We start from the raw sequence: 17,385 nt of genomic DNA on the forward strand, positions 1-17,385 counted from the left end.
TTTAATTAAGAGAAAAACCGCTAACCTGAGGTGTTGCCCACGCCATGACAATGTAATCTGTCTTCTCGCCACGCCCCTGATCCAAAGCTCCGGCATGAATATTTATATCAATACCCTCCCCTTGAGATAGATCTTTCGAAAAGGAATACATATTTGTATATTTAACCTCTGTAGCACTCCCCCCTTGCCGTGACAACTCAATGCCATTTATAGACTCACTTCCGTTAAAATAAACTTTTGTCTTAGCCTGCCTAAGCATTATTGCCATCACATACCCATAAATACGCATCGGCATCAGAGGATTTCCATCATACCTGACAACTCGCTGAGAGTTAGTGTTATGTAATTCAAATGAATATGAGTTACCCTGAATTAGATTACCTTTTATCTGAGATGCTAAAAGCTCACCTTTAATAACACATGTTTCATTGATTGTTACATTATTAAGCTCGCCAGAGTCTGCACGAATAACACCACGGATATTAGCATTCTGAAATTCAGAGCTGCCGTCTTTTCTGATAATCCATCCCATCATGCCCGAAACGTAGTTGTTCGAACTGATGTAATCACCAATTTTAACATTGGTAATCGCCGCATCATTTATCTTAGCCGTAGTTATCGAGGCATCTTGAATTAGCGCACTATTGATAAATACTTGGCCTCCATCAATAGCAAATGGCGAAGTGACAACACCGTTATAAGTATTTATTACGGCAATCTGATCAGCACTAAACAAAATACGGCTTTTTATCGAATTAATACCATCAACTTCTATTCCGATAGACATTCCCGCGTTGTAATAAACACCATTGTAAGTAACACCGGCTTTAACACTATAAAGCGCACTACCTGTACCCTGTTGAGTGAAATTAGTTGTCGCTTTGGTTTCTATCGAAGCTTCATTTTCTCTAAAGCGTGATGTAACAAGTTGCTGGTATTCTGCAAATGCACGTTTATCATCGGCAATGACGGTCCGTATATCAAGAATTTCAGCCTTCGAATTTCCACTTTCTTTACGCCAACGTTGAATATCAGCATCATTTGCCAGCGCATTTTCAACAATAGCATCCGTATTCGTGTCGATTTGTGACAGCATTTGCTGGCCTTGCTCACTGCTAACAACCTCATCAGCTATCGCATCAAGATAATCACTTCCCTGCGCGCTAGATTGCCCATGTATCCAATCAGTCCATGCACTTTGATTGCCCAACTTGTCAATCAGCCGTGCTCGATACCAAAATTCCTGCCCGGCCTTCAGTCCGCTCTGCGTGTAATCGTGCTGAGGATAAGGCACGTCAACGAGCAACATCGGATTTTCACCGCTGGCCGTACGCGAGTACTGAATTTCAGTTTGCAAAGCATCACCAGCGCCTTCAGCAAAGTTCCAACTCAGCACGATCCCCCACAGCAATGGCAAAGCAGTAAAGTTAATGGGTTTCGGTGGGCTTCCTTCTTTCCCTTTCAGTTGTTGTTCTGGCGCATTCGCCCATATGCTGGAAATTTCAGACGGATTTATGGCCCGTACGCGGGCTTGATAACGGCCGGCATAAATGCCCTGCACTTCAAACCCAAGCGTTGACGTACGTGGCGCCGGTATCCAGTTGCCATTGTCCCGGCGCCACTCAGCTTCATAGGCGATTGCATTGGGCGCGCTGTCCCACGTAACTCTCAGCGTTGCTACAGATAGCCCCTGAATAATGGCGGAGTAACTGCTGATCTGCACGTTCTCCGGTGGTGGCTGCACACCAGGCGGAATGACGCTGATCGGTGGGTCCTCGATCCGCGCGCCCGTGTCGATTTTTGCAAATTTATTCGGGTCATGCTCGACAGCAGTAATATCGAACGATACCCCATCATCGCCTTCTTTAATGCCGGTAACACGGAACTGTTGCAACGCGAGGTCGGACGCATCAACCGCCCACACGGCCTCGGCTGCCGGCGTTTCAGAATAAGCAGTCGTGACCGTAATCGTTTTACCCGATACGGCTGCAATTGTGCGCCCCTCGGCCTTCCCGCTTGGCAGGTTTAGAATCAGTCGCTCACCGATAGCGGCAGAGGAAACACGATCAAGGGTGATATTACGGCCATTAACTGAGCTGATACGGCCACCAAGCGGACGCCCTGCCAGCATTTCATCGGCTACAGCAATAATCCAACCGGGGAGTGGTATTTTTCCGTCAAGACCGACAGGAAATGACACCACTCGATCCTTTTCGTTACTCAGCAACAACCATTTACCACGCCGTATCGACTCTGATTTACGCGTACAACCGATGGCTGTCAAACTGGCCTGGTTGATCCCCCACCGGCGAATCAGCGCATTAACGGATACAGGCTCAACCGCATCTTGATAGCCATTAGCTGGATCGCTCCAACTCACCATGCAAGTACTGTAGTGCGTCTTCTCGCTAGCACTGGAATAGGTGAATTTGCCCTCTTTAACACTTGCACGTGTGTAGATGTAATCAATATCACGCGGCATATCTGCAAGCGCATGCATCTGATTGTTTGCCCAGAATGTCATCCCGCGAAAAATTGCAGCAATATCGCGTAGAACATTCCACGCATCTTCTTGCGATTGGATATACACGTCGCATTTAAAGCGAGGCTCAAGTCCATCGCCACCGCGACCATCCGGCACTAACTGATCGCAATACTGCCCAACTGCGTACAGATCCCACTTAGTGATCGCCAGATTTTCCGCTTTAACGCGAGTACCGATAGAGAACCGGTCGTTAATCATCAGGTCGTACAGTATCCATGCCGGGTTATCAGTCGATGCCGTTTTAAATGTACCGTCCCACACACCGTTATATTCTCGTGTTTCAGGGGTGTAGTTTGAGGGAATACGGATGATGCGCCCGTCAGGCTCACACGAAACCTGCGGGATATTCGGGAATTGCTTTGCATCGAACTGAACGAAAAGCAATGCAGTTTCTGGGTACCGTAGCTTTGCATCTATCGTTTCTGTAATGGCCTCAACGACCATCTTGTCAGCAATGCGGTTACTGGTGCTGTTCGGCGTCAGGCGTCTTACGCGAACCTGCCAGCCGGTCGAGGCTTTCGGCAAATCAACACGGTGGCTGCGCTCGTATTTCGTTGTCGTTTTACCGTCTACCGCCGTGTTCAATACCTCATGATAAGCACCGCCATCGGTCGCAATATCGATCGCATATTCAATGCGATAACCGACCACATCGCCATTATCTTGCTGCTGTTGAAGCTGAGCCCATGACAGACGCAAGCGAACAGCAGAAAGCTGCGTATTTGTTACCGCTCTCACCCACGGCCTTTCGCTGGTTAATTCCGTGCTTACTGTGATTTCGTTCTCAACATCCGGTACGCCGGGTATGTAGTCCTGATGTGGAGTGCCTGAACGAAACTCCCATTTCACGCCGGGGAAGTTTTCTGTACCATCGTTGGCCACCAGCGGTGTCCCATCCAGAAAAATCCGGGTGCCGTCGAGATTCCCGGCAAATTCACCCTCACCAAGCGCCAATAGCAATTTTGCGTAGGACGTTGATTGCAGTGAGTCGGGGGATTCATTCGGTGCGCTGGGCGTGCTACTCCCACCTTTGCGGCCTTCAATTGCGAGCATGCTTTTCTCCAGACATAAAAAAACCCGCCGAAGCGAGTTGGTTAAATCGAGTTTTTTATTGTTGGTCTTCGGCATAAATACCGGCTGAAATGATTGCGCCGCCTATTCGCCGCTTTCCGTAGAGCACAGGAACCGGGTTTCCCTGCGCAACCGTGTTTACAGGACCACCGAATGCGTAGCTGGGTTTGTTATCGGGGTCCTGCCGTGATGCCAGTCCACCTTGCATCGGCGACAGCATTTGCACGACACCGCCCAGCGCCATTGACGCCCCGCCCATCATCATACCGACACCGATCGCAGACGTGGTGCCGAAAGTGAAATACCCCGCCACAACTAATACGGCCCCCAATATGGTTTGAAACATCCCGGCTTTTTTGCTACCCACGATCACCGGCGCAATGCGAATATCTGCACCGTTGGACTGAAAGACCATCTCATCTTTACTTAGGTTTTTCTTTCCCTCAAAGACGGCATAGGTAAGTCCACGCTCGTTACTTTCCAATAGAAATTTTTGAAAACCGGGGATCACAATAGATAAGGCTTTGATTGCCTCAAAAGGGCTTTCTACTGCAAGACGGTGCTCCCGTCCGAACATTGCCCCTAGAACACCATATAAGCGGATAGTTTTAATTTCTGGAATCAATATTGGCATGTGTCACCCGTTGTAACGTAAAACAGTGATCGTGCGTTCTTGCCAGTAGCCCAAATAGGGAACGCGATTGCTTAGCTGGCCGTAAAGGTGGTGCATCATTAACCCGTCACCGATATAAACCCCGGCATGGTTCGGTTCGTTGGCACGTATTTGCATAATGATTACGTCGCCTATCTGGATCTCGCCCGAGGCCGTAACGAAACCCGCCTCGGCATAGTGCGTCATATAGAGGTTTTCACCTCGGTTCCACCAGCCATCCTCACGCGGATAATTCGGCAAGATAATTTCTCGCTCGAGCCGATACCAATCGCGCACAATGGCGTAACAATCCCAGAATCCATGTACAAACGGGCGCTCTAGTAACGGTTTGATGCCTTGTGTGGGCATGACTTCTCGAATATCTCCCTCAGGCCAGCTGGCGATAATCCACGGCAACTGTGACGCGTCACACTGAGCGATATCAAGCTGGCTGGGTTGCGTCGTCGCATCGGGGTGACTGTGAACAATCGCAACGATTGTGCCAGCATCTTCAGCGGCGGCGTAATCCTCTGGCGCCAGGCTGAATTGTTTTGTCGGTTCCGGCGCAAGATTACGGCAAGGCACATAACGTTGCCGCCTGCCGTTCTGCACCACCAAACCGCAACACTCTCGCGGATACTCTGCCTCCGCATGCGCCAACACGGCGCTGATTATCTGTTTACGCATCGTTACCTCTTGAGTAGTGCTGATCCGGGAAATCCGCCGAAGGGTAATTGCTCTGTTTCACCCCAACGTTTTTTGCAATCGCTAAGCAACCCGCCGCAGGCATCTTTTGACGGGTCGTCAACGGGGTTGCCATCTTCATCAAAATACCGGGTTCCTGTGTACCCACATGATGCCCCGCGATATTTACCTTCAATACACCAGGTGCAGAGACTGTGAATTTGGCGACGTGGGATCAGCATCCCCTGTAAATCGGCTGGTGAGGACAACTGAAACTGAATGATTTCATTGTCTTCACTGGTTTTGTTTTCGATGTAGTAAACATCCAGCTTTTCTTTAGTGGGATCAGCTTCTGGATTACCTTCTGGGTAATTTCGCGCATCCAGATATTGCGCAAAGGTAAAGTGCCGGGTGACTCTGGCCTGCGCCATGTTTTGGTATGCCAGGCACATAGCAGAAATTGTTCCGTCAAGGTTTGCCACACTCAACGTGGGCGTCGGGGCACTGCCGTCGCTGGTGACTTCGAACCCCTCCGCTTGCACTGGCCAAGGCTTGTATTCCTGTCCCTGCCACCAAATAGATTTAACTGGCAAGCGTCCGGGATCGCCACCAGCAGCTACTAATTCAGCTTCGGTGTAGGGGATCGGGTAATTGTGGAAAAATAGCTCCGGTCCATCGAACATGCTCCCGTCTACGTGGAACAGGAACACCCTTTTCCCCGGAGCCAATAGCTGCAGGTCTGCGTTAATGCTCATTGTTGATCCTATGGCCTATTTGCAGTTTCAAACGTTGCTGTTAATTGATACATCGGCTCGGTACGTGAATTCTTCCCCATCGCGGTGATCTGATGGCCGTTGCAGGTATACAGGCCCAGTTCAAACAGGGGGTTGCGCCACGTGAAAGCGCGAAACCCTTCATGCCGCTGTAAAAAAGTCCGTATACCAACGATGTACTGCCAGTTGCCAACGAAGGTTAGTGGCCAGCTTTGGTGCTCACCATTAATGCCGTCGCCGGACTGCTGCTTATAACCATCACCGAATTGCACTTCTCGTACCCGCTGAGCGATATCCCCGGTCGGGTTAACGCGGGGACAATACAAAAACTCTTCCAACGCCATTATCTGCTCCCCTTCATGCGTTGCGTCAGGATGCCGTTCTGTCCCAAATCTTTATCACGCAACGCGCGGTAACGCTGATCGACAAACCGCCCAATCTCACTACCGAATTGTTCCCACCCCGGCGAGGTGGTTTGGTTTGTTTGTCCGCCGCTTTCGATGCTGATGTAAACCTGGGGGGAACCGCCGCTACCGCCACCAGCGCTACCTTGCGATATAGCACGAACGCCCAGAGAACCATCGGCGGCGCGTGTCAGTGGCATGATTGCCTCTGGTCCTGCCTCACCCATCAACCCCGCCCCATGGGCGAAAGCAAACATGGTGGGGCTGCTAACTACCTGCCCGCTAAAATGGCTAAGGTCACTTGAGGCAACAACGCCACCCTTCGCGTAAGCGGTGTAACTTGTGCTCATTCCCATTGCACCAGTGCTGCCAGCCGCAGCAGAAGCGCCACCCGCAATACCGCCAAACACGCCACCCATCACACCGGTGATTGTCTGCATGATCGTGCTGGTTACAAGCGCCTGTGCCGCCATATCAACAAGATTGCCGATGATGGATTGAGTGAGTGACGAGAACAGATTGAGCATGCCCTCTTTAAAGGTCTGCGTACCCGTCAACATGCCGGTAAGCATATTTGTTACGCGCTCTTGTGAGGTCTGGAATATATCAACGGCCATCTTCTGCATATCGCCTTGCGAAGCGTACAAGGCCATTGCAGCTTGATAGCGTTGCTCGTTGGTTTCATTTTCAGATGCCAGAATAAGTTGATTTTTACGCTGCTCTGAAATCGCACCGGCTGTCGCGTAGGTTTCAATCAGGGCTTGCCGTTTTGCCAATTGGTTTTCAATGTTCTGCAATGGGTCAACGTTACCGGCTAGCTCCTGATTGCCTGTCACTGCATGACGTTGATTGGCCTCAGCTACCGCATTGAGATACGCGGTGTTGATTTCCTGCTTACGGCGGGCCAGCTCTTCAGCGCTCTTGATTTCATTACCGGCAATTTGACGCTGTAGCTGCGCTTCTGCCTCTTTGCGGTTTTGCGACGCCTGACGATACGGGTCGGAGGCGATCGCTGCGTTATGGTCATCCCAGCGCTGCTTTGCCTCCGTTAACGTTTTATTGAGCCGCTCAAGCTCAGCACGTTGCGCCCCCGTCCATTTGCTGCCGGTTTCCAGTGATGCGGAAAATAACGCCGCCGCCACGTCACCGTCTTTCAGCCTCACCTGCTCAATCTGAATTTCTTTATTCAGGTTGGCTATTTTTTGCTGATAGTCACCGGTAATGGTTGCGGTCTTTTTTGCTTCACTACCAGCCGCCGCAGTCGAGCTTTTCAGCTTGTCCTGATTCGTCCATGCGGCAACGGTATCATCGATGTACTGTTTCCGCGCTTTCTGGTTCTCAGGGGTATTGGTCAATCCCTTGTCGTCAGCAATAAACTCAGCCTGTTTGCGAACGCGTGTTGAACCGGTAAGCGTTGATAGTTCTCGTGCACGAGATGCTTGTTGAAGAAGCTGCTCCTGAGGTGAGGTTAAGGGATTTTGAGGAATCGCCATCGGGGCGCGTAACAGTGCGTTACGCTCACGCAAAACAATATTCCCCGCCATGAGAACGGAGTTAAAACGAGAACCCTCCGCCGTTATTAACGGTAATGAAGAGGTAACGTTTTTAATCTCAACATAGTTTTCACGCAGCCCGATAGTTTGCTGCGTGATCATCATATTGATTTGATTTTGGGTCGAGCTAAAGCGATCGCGGGCTTGTTGAAGATTAGATTGCGCGATCGTCTGCTCATCTTGAGCGGCGGTCAATTCCCGCTGCTTACGCACAAACTCATCAGTACCCGGTGTCAGTTTAGCAAGCTGCGCCTGATATCGCTCTACCTGGACGGTTACTCCCTGATAGGCAATAACCAACTCCTGCAAGGGCTCTTTCTGCACTTCAAGTGACTGGCGAAGTTGCGCCTGATTGAGCGCCAATTGGGCCTGCGTCATATTTTTGATCTGTGAGGAAAGCGTCCCCATCTGATCAGCCAATGCAATCGCCGCCTGCCGTGACTGTTCTGTTTTTTCATACAAGAAATACAGCGCTGTACCGGCAAGCATTGCCGCGCCGGCAGGCCCACCGATTAATCCCAACGCCTTGCTTGCCAGACCGCCGGCAATATTAAGCCGACTTTGTGCCGTTGCCAGGGTTTCTGTCGCGGCCACTTCTGCACGTGTCAGTGATGCCAGCGCTGCCGAGTTAGCCGACAACTGAGTGCGGATGGCCAGTCGTGTTTTTTCCGTCTGGGCCAGCTCTAGTTGTGCAACAAGTGATTTTTGTACTGCCAGTGTCATCTCTCGCTCAGTCGATATTTGAGCTAATGACGCGGCAGCGCCAAGGCGTTGTGCTGCTGCCAGTGCTAACTGGTTCCGTGTCGCTGAAATTGTCTCCGCGGCAGAACTGGCAATACTGGTCGCCAACCCGCCGAAATAACGCGCTGCGCCAACGGCTACCAGCGCCCCCAAAACAGCAGCTACGTTGTCGATATTTCCAGCCAAGCTATCCAGTGATCCGGAAAGCGTTGCTGTCACACCACTGGTTTCGTTAATGCTGCCTACCCATTGCTGGAAGGCGTTTTCAACTTTTGTGATGGAACCACTGACCGTGCTCGGCATCGCGGCAAATTCGCTTTGCAAGGTGCCAAGTTGGCTGAGCAGAGCGGGTACCACTTTATCGATAGACAGCAATCCCTGATCGGCCATCGCCTTCAAATCTTTACGGGCAACACCCATACCCGCTGCCAATGCGCGGATCACACGGTCACCGTTTTCGTTAACCGAGTTGAACTCCTCGCCACGCAATACACCCTGCGCCAACGCCTGGCTAAATTGTGTAATAACCGAGCTGGCTTCTTGTGTACCAGCACCCGATAGCTTCAGCCCTGTAGATATTGCCTCTGTTACTTTCAGCACATCATCAGATGCAAAACCAAACTCACGCATTGAAGCCGCAGAACGGGCGAACAGGCTGGCATTGTCACCAAAAGCGGTGCCGGTACGCTGACTAATTGCCATCAGGGATTGCTGGCTTTTGGAAAAGTCATCGGACGATTGCGAAGCCTGTTTCAGGCGGGCGTTAACCTGGTTCCATTGGTCGGCCAAGTTGATCAGATGGCCAGTAGCAAAAGCGCCGGCAAACGCGCCCGCCATGCCCATAGCGGTTTGCCGCACGGTGACCAGTTGCCCGTTGAGATCGGCCAGCGCACGCTGGCTTTGCCGGGTAGCGTATTCGGCCTTGCGGTTACCCTGCTCCATCGTTTTGTAATAGTCGGCTCCCATGCGTGACGCGCGGGCAATCTCAGTTTGGAACGAACTTGAGTTAGCCGAAATTTTGATGATAAGTTCACGCAAAGAAGCCATATTCCACCCATAAAAAAACCCGCACTTGGCGGGTTAGTTACAATTAATTTCAATCTCTCTTCAACGAATTATCTAAAATTGCGGATGTTATTTTTATTTGCTTATCTTGTTTTTCATTAATCAGCTTCAACTCTTTAATAATTTCATTAGACATTACTGCATATCTAATAACAAAAAATAAAACAACTATTGAAACAACAGAAAACAAAGCGATTAAAAAATAAAATCCTTCCTGCGAATAATGCATGATAAAAACTCCCTCGGTAACAATATCATGCCCATCGTATCAGAAGAAAATCGAATAATGGAGCGCAAAAAAACCATTCTATCCGGCCATTTTATCAAACCACGATTCTAAATCGGAAGTATCACCCCCATCGTTAACTTCATCTTCTGCGCTCCATTTGAGCACTAAATCATTAAGGTCAACGGGCTGATCCTTCGGTCCACGCTGTGCGTTATAGATAGCCGCACTAATCTGCGCAGCATGAACATCGCCGCGTACATCGCCGATCGGGTTTATCCGGTCATAAGCCGCCCATAGCCTTAACTCGCTAATGCTGATTGTTTGTTTCAATTCACCCAGCGTTTTCCCCAGCCTCAGAGCCAGCTTCATCATGAATTGAGTGTCTGGCTCTCTGACTTTTTTTCGGCATCCTCAGGCGACGTTGCCAAATCCATCGCCTGTTTAAGTAAACGTGAGTGCACCGGACCATAAAATGCGATCACATCTGCTAGCTCGTCATGGGAAAAAACAGGCTGACGCTCTTCATCCAGCAACACATCAATGAACATCACGGCATCTGCGCGAATATTCCGCTGCGTTTGCTCTGAGATGGACGGTTTAACCGTTTCCGCCCCGTCCTCAGCGTCTTCCGGCATGAGAATTTCACGCCAACGCCCCCACCCATCAGGCGACGGCTCACGCAGCACAACTTTTGCACCTTCCCATTCATCAACGATCACTGTTTTTGTGCGAAACCCAGAGAGGGGAGCAGACGCTAGCGCTTTTAAACTTTTCTTTTTCACAGCCATTTTCTTTCCCTTCTGTTATGCGGTGATATTCGCAACGTAAACGGCAGTAAACGCACCATCGGCAGTTTTTACCGTGATATTGGCCGAGCCCACTGCGACACCGGTAACCGTTACCGTGTTCCCCAGCAGCGTAGCTGTGGCCTTTGTCGGATCGGAGGATGTGACTGTATACGTTTTGTTTGTTGCACTAACGGGGGCGATATTCACTTTAAACGTCGTAGTGGCGCCGACTGCTACATTACCGCTGGTAGGGGCAACGGTAACGCCTGTCGCGGGAATGTTTACCGCCGATATTTTGACGGGCTTACCAATAATTCGCAGTGTATAGGATGCAGAAACCACACCAGATGTGCCTGCGCTCCAACTGTTCTGCCGCACTTCGGCAAGATAAGCAAAACCATTCCCAGAGGGGAAAACAACACGAATAGCGCGACGGGTATCCGTCTCATATGCTTCCATCAACGAATCCTGCGCCAGTTCGTACGCACTCCAGTTACGGTTGATTGTCATTTCTCCCGGCGCGGCCAAGCCGTTTGTCATCTCCTGCTCCGTTGAGCATAGCGTTGTAACATCAATATCAGCCTTTTGCCCCCCGGTATAACTCAACTCTTTTGTTGAGCATGATGCATAAAGCCATGTCGCATCGCTAGGGTTGGCTTCCGATGCCTCTTCGGCAGATACGCTAAATACCGTGCCTTGAGTTTTCTCAAATTTACTTGTCATAGGGTTCTCCAGACATAAAAAAACCGCACGGAGGCGGTTATTTGAGGGGGCAGGGATTACTGCCAAATTTTGAATTCGAATGAGGCGCGAAAAAGGCCGGTATCGGGTTCATGGCTGCTGAACAGGTGGATTTCCACCGGAGCCAGCACCGTCACGGCGACCACGGCCTGAGCGCGTAGGGCTTTCGCCTCGTCAATGCTGCTGGCGTACACGTCGATCTGCACCATGTAGGCCGTTTCGGCGGTACCGCAGAACACATCACCCCGATTTTCATCGGGAACGGTGTAGACGATCCACGGCGGCTTTACTGCTGGCTTTCCTTCAGGTGTCAGTTTGACGACATACGGGTATGCTTGACCGTTCACCAGCGGCTTTAAAAGCGGTTTCAGATCGGCTTCGGTCATTTGCTGAGTACCTTATCGATCGCCTGATTGGCCTTATCAAACGCGGCTCGCGTCGCATCTTCCTGTTTGCTATCAAACGCCGGTCGGACAAACGGAATGGCAGCCATTTTTGATGTTCCCAACTCGACAAAACGCCAGTAAAACGCATTGTTTCTGTTGCTCGCCTTACCTTTGCTGCGTACATGAACGCCAGCAACAGCATCACCATTTCTGCTTCTGGGGCTGACAACCACAATGTTTCTTGCCAGTTTTCCGGTTTTTTTGGGTGCCCGACGTCGTGCTTCATCACGAAACACGGCTGCCGAGGCACGTGTGGCCTGACGCAAAACGTTATTACTTTCCGCCTTACTCAATAACTCTAAATCTTTCGACAGGTCGAGCAGGTCTGAAAAATCCAGCGTTCCGCCGATCATACTTTCACCCCCGATTTACAAAGTAATTCCAGACGCGTTAGTTTGACATCGGGCAGCGCTGCCACAATGTCATAAGCAAGATCGCGGAAAATTACGCGCGACGCACTAGATACATCATCACGATATCGCAACCATATCCGTACTGTGGCCTCAACCCGCTCGGCACCAGAGGCCAGCAACTCCCGCCCACTAATGGCCTTTACTTCTGCGGGTATTTTTTCGGGAGCAACGTCTATCCAGACTTCTTTTTCCTGCCCTGAGGGTAATTCGACAGTTTCAAAATTCTGGATCATGATGCGGTGCCTAAATCGCCCCGGTTCCATCTTCGCCCTCCTCATCAACGGTTCCACGCCAATTGCGGCAGGTCCACATCAGGTTTTCAGCGGCTTTATTCGCGTATAGCTGGACTTCACTCTGGCTCGTTCTATGCTCGAACAAATCACCAAACACCAGTAACGTAGCTGATATCACCGGCGACGGAATATCATTGGCAGCAATCCAGCGAGGTTCATCACACCAGCGCAAACAATAGTCCAGCGCCGCTTGGGCATAACGCATAATCAGCGCATCGCGATCATCACCGTCAAACTCAATGTGCTGGCGCAACTCCTCGATAGGAACAACATCAGTGACAACAATCGCCATAATTAATCAGGGCGGATTATTCCGCCCTCTCCTTACTGATTATTTACCTGCTGCTGGGGCCTCGAAGGTGCCTTTAATCAGCGCCTGTGGGCGATAGTGAGCCAGCGCTAAACGCTCCTCACACAAAATGGTCAGCATGTTTTTCACGAAGTTATCGCGGTCTTCGCGGCTCACCTCGACAGTTGCGTCCATGCGATCCCACACTTGGGATGCCAGGTCGAAACCACCCACGGTGAAAGTGCCTTGCGTCTGGGCACGAGTCGGTACAACCGGCAGGCCCCACATGATGTTGCTGGTAAACGCTTGTGGACCGCCGAAGATATAGCGACCTTCACCATCTTTCAGCAGCGCAATGTTATGCCAATCGCGAGGGTTCAGAATGATGCCCGACGCGCTGAATTCGGATTCAGTCACCTGGTAAATCGCGTGGGCGATCATGTCCGCCTTAGTATCACCAGCCGCATTCAATGTGGCGTCATATGCGGTGGCCACGGCGTTAATTCCCGTCAGGTTATCGCCGCTACCATCACCGTTCAGCAACTGATCTTCTTCAACCAGAGCCAGACCGTAAAGCAGGCGATTATTGACGTAAGATTGCAGCATGGGTGCATCATCCATCACCTGCCGCGACGCCTGAATCCAGTGCGCAATGGTTTTTACGTTTGCCGTCTCTTTTGAGAACGTTAAATCTGACTCCGGTTTCTGCGCCTTCTCTTTCACCGGTGCCGCTTTATTGGTAAACAGCTTTTCACGCACGTATTCCAGCGAGTTACTGGAAATGCGCCCCTGCGCCAGCAGATCACGAATGACCAGACGGCGCAGCCCCGGCGCAACAATACCCGGCACCTGCATAGGCTGGATCAGCGAGCCTGCCGAAGCCGCGTCACTGCCCAGCGATTTATTAAATGTTTTCGCCTCATAGGTCCCCTTGCTGCCGTTCCATGATTTGGTTAACCCTTCCGCTACACGCTCGGAGAAATCCTTTTTATCTTCCGGGTTTTCTGCTCCCGGCCCGCCTTTCTGCTCCAGGTCGAACAAACGGGCACCGGATGCTTTCAACTCTTCCTGCACCTTGGCCAAGTCGTCCTGAAGTTGTTTAGATACACGCCCCGTCTCTTCAATCTCTTTTTTCTGAGCGTCGAAAAGCTGGGTCATGTTTTTCTGCGAATCTTCAATCGCCTTTTGAATTTGAGCTAATTCGGACATGTTATTTTCCTAATGAGTGAGGGAATGAACTAATGCGCTCGATCAGCGCAGATATTTCTGTTTTGTTTTCGTCAGTTTCGGACTCACTCCGAATAGCCGACTTAAACCGGGCAATAAGCCCCACGGCCTGTGATTTGCTTAAACCCACTGAGTCCCTCAGCCAGTTCTCAACATCACGAATAGTTTCAATACCGTCGATGCTCTTCATCGCCGATATACCGGCCTGTTCGTTAGCCGGGAAGGTGCACACGCTGATCTCTCTCAACGCCGAAATGTTTTTAAACATTCGTCCGCCGTTCGCCGCCAGCGAGTAATCGTCTTTGGTCACCGAGAAGCCGACGGACATTCCTTCAACGGTGCCGTGCTGCATGGCCGCTTTCAGGTCACTGGCGCCGCTATGCCCTGGGGTAAGTTGTCCACGGACAAATAACCCTTTTGTGTCTTCCTGCAACGCGTCCCACTTCCCGACCGGCAGCTCCCACGCGCGGTGGTTGAAGAACATCGCGACTTTGCGCGTTTGGCGCTCAAGCGTGTTTTTAAACGCGCCGGCAAGAATGACGTCACCATCAGAATCGACGTTGCCAAACACCGAGGCGTAACCTTCAAAAATGCCCTGCGTACCGTCGCCAGTGAACTTGATCTCGGTTTCTTCAAACGACAGCGTTTTTTTAATTTCTGGCATCAAAGCCCCCTAAAAAACTAAACCCCGCTGGTTGAGCGGGGTTCTTTGCCTAAATCGGTGAGTGGTACGTTTTGTGATTGCCGCGTGGCAACATCACCGCCGGGTAATGGAGGATAGTTATCAAGTCGGCGCATTTCGTTAATAGTCCGTAGCCCTGAATCACCCATTGCTTTCATAAACGCAGCGCGAGAAGCCGAATCCCCGCGTAACAGGCCATCAAGATTATGCTCAGCATGATAGCGCCCAAGATCGGCCGGTTTGACAATCCAACGCTGAATGCTTTGCTCCCAACGGGTGATGTACGGCTGCAGGGTATACTGCAAGAAGCCGAGGTTCTGTTGCTCGATCCCTGTCCCCCATGACGTCGATTTCTCGACATCTCCGACAAGGTGCGGCGGAACGCCAAAGAAACGCGCCAATTCACTGACCTGGAATTTCCGAGAGGCCATCGTTTCGGCATCCTGCGGACTGACGCCGATGTCATGGGCTTCGAAGTTAGCCTCCAGTATCCACAAACGTTTTTTTACCGGGCCACCGGCAATTTCCTTGAAGTTTTTCTCAATCTGCGCGCGCTGCTCATCTGTCATTACCCGATCGCCAACCGAGAGGATTTTCGGCGACTTGGCCCCGTTGGCATAGAAGTCTCGTTGCTGATCTTCCATTGCCACAGCAACGCCGGCTGACTTACACGCATGTGCAATCGGGGATAAGCCAACAAGGCCGTTAAATCCGAACCCCTTTAAGTGGAATATCTCTTTTTGCCTGAACCGCGCAAACTCATGATCGCGCTGGTACTTGTACACAATTTGCTTACCCTCCAGCCGAACATCCATATTCGCCGATTGAAGCGGTATGAGACTGACCACATCACCCACACCGTTTCTTTCAATTAAGGCGTAGGCGTTGCCGTAGAAGCACAGTTGCATCGTCATTGCTTCGCGGAATTCTTGCGCAGTCATGTACTGATTAGGTGCGTATCGCAACAAGCGGGCCAGTGGGTTATCCAATCCGGCCTTTGATCGGTTGTCGCTTTTGTCCGTCTCGAATACGTCCAGCGGCAGGCAAGCGGTCAGCGTAGATATCAGGCTAACGCACCGCCACACCGTGGATATTTGTAAAATACGCTCATCGGTAACAAGGGAGTCCCCCAGCGAACCGTGAGCGGAAACAGGGCCTGTCTGAGATCCTTGGTCGGGTGTCACAAGACGGCCACCGACAAACCACGACGCAGCACGCGCCCACCAGCCGTTATTCGTTCGCAGGTCGATACTGTAATTCGTTTTTTCTGCCATCACATACTCAACGGTCTGGAAAGAAAATCATTAATGTCGCCTTGCTGCTCGACAACATCCCCTGAAGCGGCCCCCATTGCCATTGCCAGTGCAACCATGCCATCGATGCGCCCCGTCGCTTTCGATTTGTCCAGCTTGCGATTAGATGCGGCATCTTTTACTACTACTGCATTCACCGCACACATGGTTAGTACCGGGTGCATACCGTGTCTGACTTTACCGTTCAACATGGCCGCTTCGAGTGTATCCAGCGCCGGCGCCATGTCTTTAAAGCCCTGGCCAAATTGCGCCAGCGGCAAACTAAGACCAATCGCATCGGCCTCTTTCTTTAAAATCTCAATTCGCCAACGGTCGAACGCAATGGAGCCAATGTCGAATTCACTGATAATCTCTGCGATATCGCGGATAACCACGCCGTAATCAACGAATGAGCCGGGGGACGTATTGATCACCCCCTCCCTTACCCAGACGTCATACGGAACGCGGTCTTTTTTGGCTCTGTCGAGTAACGTTTTTTCCGGCGTCCAGAAATACGGGTAAACATTCCACCAACCATCATCACTTTGCCCGACGATAACGAACGCGGTTAAGTCTTTGCTCTCCGACAGGTCGAGGCCGGCATAGCAAATTCCCGTGATCGGCTTTGGTGCCTCGCCGCAAGACTCCCACACGTTGCGGGACATAAACGGCGAAACGGTAGATACGCGCTGATTCAGGTTGAGATTGCGGAATGTGTTTTCAAAACTTGGCATACGCCCAGCCTGCTGGGCTAAGCGCTCCATATCTCTCAACGAACGGAAAGTACCCAGTGCGGGGTTTGCGGCTTCCCATGCGGTACGATCGCTAACGTCAGCGTCTTTATCAGCCTCATAAACATGGCAAACAATGTGCGGGTCTTTTGAGTTCACGGCATCGTCTATCCACACGCTTAGCAAATCGGCGTCATTAGCAGCCTGGGTGCTTATTGCTATCAGCAACGGGGACTCGTGCGCACCTTGTGCTGTTACAATCGCGTCTACGAAATCATCCTGTGAGCCACGAACCTGTCCCACCTCATCCAAAATGGCAAGAATAGGGGAAAGGCCGTGCGTGGTTTTCCCTTCTGCGGCCAGCGCTTTGTATTCGACGTTGCACGGCTTACCAATTAGGCGTTTTCCGCTGGGGATAATGTGAACGATCGCCTGAAGTTCTGGATTCAGGTTAATCATTTTAACCGAGAGGTTAAACACGATAGCCGCCTGCTCTCTGCTCATTGCCCCGCTAACTATCTGCGTATTCTGCACCGCCTCCGGCCCGACAAGGTGCGCAAGCAGGATGCCGGCAATCAAACCAGTTTTGCCATTTTTACGCGCAATACTCAGAATGGCTTTGTCGGTCCTATCTGGATTGTCGTAAACATCCAGGATGAATCCTTTCTGAAACGGATCGAGCCGCATCGGCTGCCCTAACAATGCCCCTTCTGGCACAATGCAATAGCGCTCAATGAACGCTATTACGCGCTCACCTCGCGTCATA

General features: G+C 51.1%; 18 protein-coding genes and 1 pseudogene. All 19 read right to left on the bottom strand.

Features of this window, described 5'->3' with window-relative positions:
- Window position 1: 1 nt before the first annotated feature.
- The 19 genes and pseudogenes from gpJ to ACQKDS_RS14690 all read right to left on the bottom strand — a co-directional run bounded on the left by gpJ (window position 2) and on the right by ACQKDS_RS14690 (window position 17,384).
- On the bottom strand, window positions 2-3,598 hold the full coding sequence (gene gpJ / locus ACQKDS_RS14600) for a TipJ family phage tail tip protein (RefSeq protein WP_399672209.1): 3,597 nt from the start codon (window positions 3,596-3,598) through the stop codon (window positions 2-4).
- Window positions 3,599-3,653: 55 nt separating this feature from the next.
- Window positions 3,654-4,250 carry a tail assembly protein gene (locus ACQKDS_RS14605; protein WP_399672024.1) on the bottom strand — a complete coding sequence of 199 codons (597 nt, stop codon included), beginning with the start codon at window positions 4,248-4,250 and terminating at the stop codon, window positions 3,654-3,656.
- A gap of 3 nt (window positions 4,251-4,253) precedes the next feature.
- The gene (locus ACQKDS_RS14610) at window positions 4,254-4,955 is read right to left on the bottom strand and encodes a C40 family peptidase (protein ID WP_399672026.1); all 702 of its coding nucleotides are present in this window, start codon (window positions 4,953-4,955) and stop codon (window positions 4,254-4,256) included.
- Window positions 4,956-4,957: 2 nt separating this feature from the next.
- Window positions 4,958-5,707: a phage minor tail protein L gene (locus tag ACQKDS_RS14615; RefSeq protein ID WP_399672028.1), complete on the bottom strand. Its 750-nt coding sequence runs from the start codon at window positions 5,705-5,707 to the stop codon at window positions 4,958-4,960.
- A gap of 8 nt (window positions 5,708-5,715) precedes the next feature.
- Entirely contained in the window at window positions 5,716-6,069 is a 354-nt protein-coding gene (locus ACQKDS_RS14620; protein WP_399672030.1) for a phage tail protein, read from the bottom strand.
- Complete coding sequence (locus tag ACQKDS_RS14625) at window positions 6,069-9,470, bottom strand: tape measure protein (protein WP_399672032.1); 3,402 nt, start codon at window positions 9,468-9,470, stop codon at window positions 6,069-6,071. Before ACQKDS_RS14625 ends, ACQKDS_RS14620 begins: the two co-directional genes overlap by 1 nt.
- A gap of 49 nt (window positions 9,471-9,519) precedes the next feature.
- On the bottom strand, window positions 9,520-9,717 hold the full coding sequence (locus tag ACQKDS_RS14630) for a hypothetical protein (RefSeq protein ID WP_399672034.1): 198 nt from the start codon (window positions 9,715-9,717) through the stop codon (window positions 9,520-9,522).
- 78 nt (window positions 9,718-9,795) lie between these two features.
- A complete protein-coding gene (locus ACQKDS_RS14635) occupies window positions 9,796-10,086 on the bottom strand; it encodes a phage tail assembly protein T (protein ID WP_399672211.1) in 291 nt (96 codons plus the stop codon).
- The gene (locus ACQKDS_RS14640; RefSeq protein ID WP_399672036.1) at window positions 10,086-10,505 is read right to left on the bottom strand and encodes a phage tail assembly chaperone; all 420 of its coding nucleotides are present in this window, start codon (window positions 10,503-10,505) and stop codon (window positions 10,086-10,088) included. Before ACQKDS_RS14640 ends, ACQKDS_RS14635 begins: the two co-directional genes overlap by 1 nt.
- 15 nt (window positions 10,506-10,520) lie before the next feature.
- Window positions 10,521-10,784: an Ig domain-containing protein gene (locus tag ACQKDS_RS14645; RefSeq protein WP_399672213.1), complete on the bottom strand. Its 264-nt coding sequence runs from the start codon at window positions 10,782-10,784 to the stop codon at window positions 10,521-10,523.
- Window positions 10,770-11,228, bottom strand: a pseudogene (locus tag ACQKDS_RS14650) (phage tail tube protein); the annotation flags it as partial. The pseudogene ACQKDS_RS14650 and the gene ACQKDS_RS14645, both read right to left, overlap by 15 nt.
- A 56-nt stretch (window positions 11,229-11,284) precedes the next feature.
- Entirely contained in the window at window positions 11,285-11,632 is a 348-nt protein-coding gene (gp17, locus tag ACQKDS_RS14655) for a tail completion protein gp17 (protein ID WP_399672038.1), read from the bottom strand.
- The gene (locus ACQKDS_RS14660) at window positions 11,629-12,045 is read right to left on the bottom strand and encodes an HK97-gp10 family putative phage morphogenesis protein (protein ID WP_399672040.1); all 417 of its coding nucleotides are present in this window, start codon (window positions 12,043-12,045) and stop codon (window positions 11,629-11,631) included. The genes gp17 and ACQKDS_RS14660 overlap by 4 nt, the downstream gene beginning before the upstream one ends.
- Window positions 12,042-12,368, bottom strand: a complete 327-nt coding sequence (locus ACQKDS_RS14665; RefSeq protein ID WP_399672042.1) for a phage head closure protein — start codon at window positions 12,366-12,368, stop codon at window positions 12,042-12,044. The genes ACQKDS_RS14660 and ACQKDS_RS14665 overlap by 4 nt, the downstream gene beginning before the upstream one ends.
- Window positions 12,349-12,690 (bottom strand): head-tail connector protein, encoded by a 342-nt coding sequence (locus tag ACQKDS_RS14670; protein WP_399672044.1) that lies wholly within the window; start codon window positions 12,688-12,690, stop codon window positions 12,349-12,351. Before ACQKDS_RS14670 ends, ACQKDS_RS14665 begins: the two co-directional genes overlap by 20 nt.
- A gap of 39 nt (window positions 12,691-12,729) precedes the next feature.
- A complete protein-coding gene (locus ACQKDS_RS14675; RefSeq protein ID WP_399672046.1) occupies window positions 12,730-13,896 on the bottom strand; it encodes a phage major capsid protein in 1,167 nt (388 codons plus the stop codon).
- A gap of 1 nt (window position 13,897) precedes the next feature.
- Window positions 13,898-14,578 (bottom strand): HK97 family phage prohead protease, encoded by a 681-nt coding sequence (locus ACQKDS_RS14680; protein WP_399672048.1) that lies wholly within the window; start codon window positions 14,576-14,578, stop codon window positions 13,898-13,900.
- Window positions 14,579-14,595: 17 nt separating this feature from the next.
- Window positions 14,596-15,870 (bottom strand): phage portal protein, encoded by a 1,275-nt coding sequence (locus tag ACQKDS_RS14685; protein WP_399672050.1) that lies wholly within the window; start codon window positions 15,868-15,870, stop codon window positions 14,596-14,598.
- On the bottom strand, window positions 15,870-17,384 hold the full coding sequence (locus ACQKDS_RS14690) for a terminase large subunit (protein ID WP_399672052.1): 1,515 nt from the start codon (window positions 17,382-17,384) through the stop codon (window positions 15,870-15,872). Before ACQKDS_RS14690 ends, ACQKDS_RS14685 begins: the two co-directional genes overlap by 1 nt.
- Window position 17,385 lies beyond the last annotated feature (1 nt).

Origin of the sequence: Serratia sp. NPDC078593 (assembly GCF_050268245.1) — a bacterium.
GTDB lineage: Bacteria > Pseudomonadota > Gammaproteobacteria > Enterobacterales > Enterobacteriaceae > JBNNGK01.